Source organism: Spiroplasma endosymbiont of Megaselia nigra (assembly GCF_003987485.1).
Classification (GTDB): domain Bacteria; phylum Bacillota_I; class Bacilli_A; order Mycoplasmatales; family Mycoplasmataceae; genus Spiroplasma.
This window is the reverse complement of record NZ_RCOO01000128.1, coordinates 1-3,346: the sequence shown is the minus strand read 5'-3', so window position 1 is coordinate 3,346 and position 3,346 is coordinate 1. Positions and strand designations below refer to the sequence as shown.

General features: G+C 26.4%; 5 protein-coding genes and 1 pseudogene. All 6 read right to left on the bottom strand.

Features of this window, described 5'->3' with window-relative positions; genetic code table 4:
• Positions 1 to 261: 261 nt before the first annotated feature.
• The gene (locus tag D9R21_RS08435) at positions 262 to 540 is read right to left on the bottom strand and encodes a phosphoheptose isomerase family protein (protein ID WP_241568789.1); all 279 of its coding nucleotides are present in this window, start codon (positions 538 to 540) and stop codon (positions 262 to 264) included.
• A 9-nt stretch (positions 541 to 549) separates the two neighbouring features.
• A complete protein-coding gene (locus D9R21_RS08430; protein ID WP_241568788.1) occupies positions 550 to 840 on the bottom strand; it encodes a MurR/RpiR family transcriptional regulator in 291 nt (96 codons plus the stop codon).
• A gap of 18 nt (positions 841 to 858) precedes the next feature.
• Entirely contained in the window at positions 859 to 1,059 is a 201-nt protein-coding gene (locus D9R21_RS08425) for a MurR/RpiR family transcriptional regulator (protein WP_241568787.1), read from the bottom strand.
• 37 nt (positions 1,060 to 1,096) lie between these two features.
• Positions 1,097 to 1,912 carry a MurR/RpiR family transcriptional regulator gene (locus tag D9R21_RS05195; RefSeq protein WP_126821376.1) on the bottom strand — a complete coding sequence of 272 codons (816 nt, stop codon included), beginning with the start codon at positions 1,910 to 1,912 and terminating at the stop codon, positions 1,097 to 1,099.
• Between the two features lie 5 nt (positions 1,913 to 1,917).
• Positions 1,918 to 2,874, bottom strand: coding sequence for a tRNA (adenosine(37)-N6)-threonylcarbamoyltransferase complex transferase subunit TsaD (tsaD, locus tag D9R21_RS05190; protein ID WP_126821375.1), 957 nt, complete (start codon positions 2,872 to 2,874; stop codon positions 1,918 to 1,920).
• A gap of 291 nt (positions 2,875 to 3,165) precedes the next feature.
• Positions 3,166 to 3,346: pseudogene (locus tag D9R21_RS07265) on the bottom strand (IS3 family transposase); the annotation flags it as partial.

Here is a 3,346-nt window from a genome sequence, read left to right as displayed (position 1 = left end):
GTGTATTTAAAATTCCTTTTTTAAAATTTCTTTGTCATGAATCAAGTGTTTTTATATTTACTTTATATTTTTGTGCAATATAAGTAAGCGATGTTTGTTCAATTTATTTTACTGTATTTTTTCGAAATTCTGCAGTATATGTTTTAAATTTTTGTTCTTTTCCTGCCATTAAAAAATGCACCTCCTCTAAAAGTTTAGTAAAGTTCTTTTTTAATTTTACTTACTTTTTGGGGTGCAGTCTTTTTTTTAGTTACTTTAATTTTAACAATATTTTTTTAAAATTTTATTACTTTTAATCCGATTTTCTAAATATTGGTGCTCTTTATCAATAGATAAAGGCGCTTTAATTAAATTATCATTTCAATATATTAATTGTAATAAAGAAGAAATAAAAATTTCATTTTTTTCATATAAAGTTGAAGAAACAACAGTATGCATAATATCAGTATATTTTGATAAATCCGAATTATATTTTGATGTAACACCAATTACATTTACCCCATTATTTTTGGCTTCCTTAGCTGCTGCTATTACAGCCATTGTTTTTCCTTATAAACTTACACAGATTAATAAATCATCTGGTTGGATCAAACTGGCACGAGTAATAATATTATTTTCATTTTCTACCAACAAACTACAAGTAAAGCCAAAACTAAATAAACGGGTAGCTAGTTCTTTTACTGCTAAAGATGAAATTCCTAAACCAGCTAAATAAATTCCTTTCGCTTTTTTTAATAAAGTAACTGTGTTTAAAAACTTAACATCATCAAAAGTTTGCTGATTACGCTCTAGCATATCTTGATAATATAAAAAAATACTTTCTGTTTCATCTAAATGCAAATTATTGGTTTCTAAACGTTATTGTTCTGCAACTATTGCAATAATAAAATCACGATAACCAATAAAGCCTAACTTTTTAATTAAAGAATAAATTGGTGAATAACCGATTCCAGTCGCTTTTGATAAATCTTCAATTTTAAGGTTTCGAATATTATGAATATTTTCACGAATATAGTTTGCAATTTTAATTTCTTTTTTTGTGCAAGTTCCTTGAATCAATTATAATTTTGAGAGAATTGAAATATTATCCATTGTTTTAATAATCTCAACGATTATCTTTTTGAGCCATTACAAAATCTTTATCAACAATATCTGATGACCAGACTTTATTAATTAAATCATCAGTAAAATACATTCAAGGTAATAATTTATTAACATAAATTTTATGATCATTTACTCGTTGATTTGGGGTTAAAATAATATGCGACCAATTTGCTAATTTAACTGCTTTTGACATATCTTTCCCAGAAATTACTACAATCGTTACTCCTTTTTCTTTTGCAATTGTTAATGCTTTGTTAACTGCTTCATTATCACCAAATAATGAATAAGCTAGAATTAAATCATTTTTATTCATAATCCGAGAACGAACCATTAAGTCTTCTTCATTTTCATTTAGATTAAAAGCATTAAAACCAAAACGATATAATTCTAGCGCTAATGTTTGTGACAATGCATTTGTTGAACCCACCCCAATTACAAAAATTCGATATGCTCCTTTAATTGCATTAATTGTTTGATTCACCTTTTCATTATCAATCATCGTATCATTTTGATTAAGAATATCAAAATATGTTTTCTTCATTAGACTCTCCATATTTTCAAAATCTAATGATTTAATTTCAATATCAGCAGCAATCGCAATTAAAAAGTCTCGATAACCATTAATCTGCATTTTTCGTAACAAACCATATATTGCACTATAACCAGTATTTACTTGTTGCGCTAAAACTTCAATATTCATTGTTGTTACTTCCTTCATATTTTCTTTAATATATTTAATAATTTCATTTTCTTTTTTAGTAAAATTCTTTGAATCGAATGTTTCTAATTTTGATAAAAATGATGCCATTTTATCTAATCTCCTTTTATGTTATTTTTCAGTAGTTCTTGTGCTGCTAAGCGAGCAATCATTGCAGCATTATCAGTACAATATTCTAATTTTGGAATAACTATTTTTAAATTTGATGTTGCTAAATTTAAAATTGCTGCTCGTAATGCGCTATTAGCTGAAACTCCACCGACTAACGTAACCATTTGCGGCTGAAAATTTTGAATTGCTAATTTTGTTTTTCGCATAATAATATCAACACATGTTTTTTGAAATGTCGCACAAAAATTAGACAAGTTAATTTTAGTATTACGTTGTTCTTTTGCAATTAAATTAGCTACAGCTGATTTTAATCCGCTAAAAGAGAAATTATAACTTTGATCATTTAATGGTAGTGGTAAGTGATATTGTGTTGTTGTTCCTGTCGCTGCAAGCTTATCAATAACAGGTCCGCCCGGATACCCTAAGTCCAGCATTCGAGCAACCTTATCATAACATTCACCAATTGCATCATCCAATGTTGAGCCTAAAATTTCAAAATTCAAATGTTTTTTCATTAATATTAACTGAGTATGGCCACCACTAACTAGCACTGCTAAAAGAGGAAATAAAAAATCATTATCGATTGCACTAGCATAGATATGACCATATAAATGGTTTAAAGGTAAAATTGGAATTTCTAAATAATTAGACAATGTTTCTGCTATTGTTTTCCCAATATGTAGTGCTCCAATTAAACCAGGTTTTGCTGTGTATGCAATGTATTGTAATTCTGTTATATGAATATTAGCTTTTTGCAAAGCTTCAAGTAGAACATAAGAAAAGTTTTTTAAATGTAACCGCGAAGCAAGTTCTGGCAAAACTCCACCGTATTTTGTATGTTCCTTAATTTGTGATGAAATAATATTTGCTAAAATTTTTCCATTCTTAAAAATAGCAATACTAGTTTCGTCACAGCTTGTCTCAATTGCAAGAATTACCATTTCATCTACCTCCTCATTATTATATAATAATTTTTCCTTAAAAAAATACTAAGAAAGAAACAAGTAAAAAAAATATACAAAAAAATAATAGATAAATCTATTATTTTTTAATTTTTGTATATTTAATAAAATTACCGGTAGTAAGAAAAAAGTTGAGTTTTTATAAAAATTATAAATAAAGTAATTAAATATAAATTAAAGTAATCGCTTATTAGAGCGATTTTTTTATTTGCATTATTCATCAGATAGGTATAGAGTGCACCCCAAAAAGTAAGTATTAGTAAAAAAGGTTTATAAACTTTTATTTATTATATCCTTTTCTTTGCGGATTGAATATCATTTATTTCATTTTTTAACATCATTAATATATTCATCATGCGATAAGTAAATATTGTTATGAATTGTTGCTTTTTTTAATAAAGAATGAAAACTTTCAATAACAATATTATCAGCACAATGATAATTTTTACCC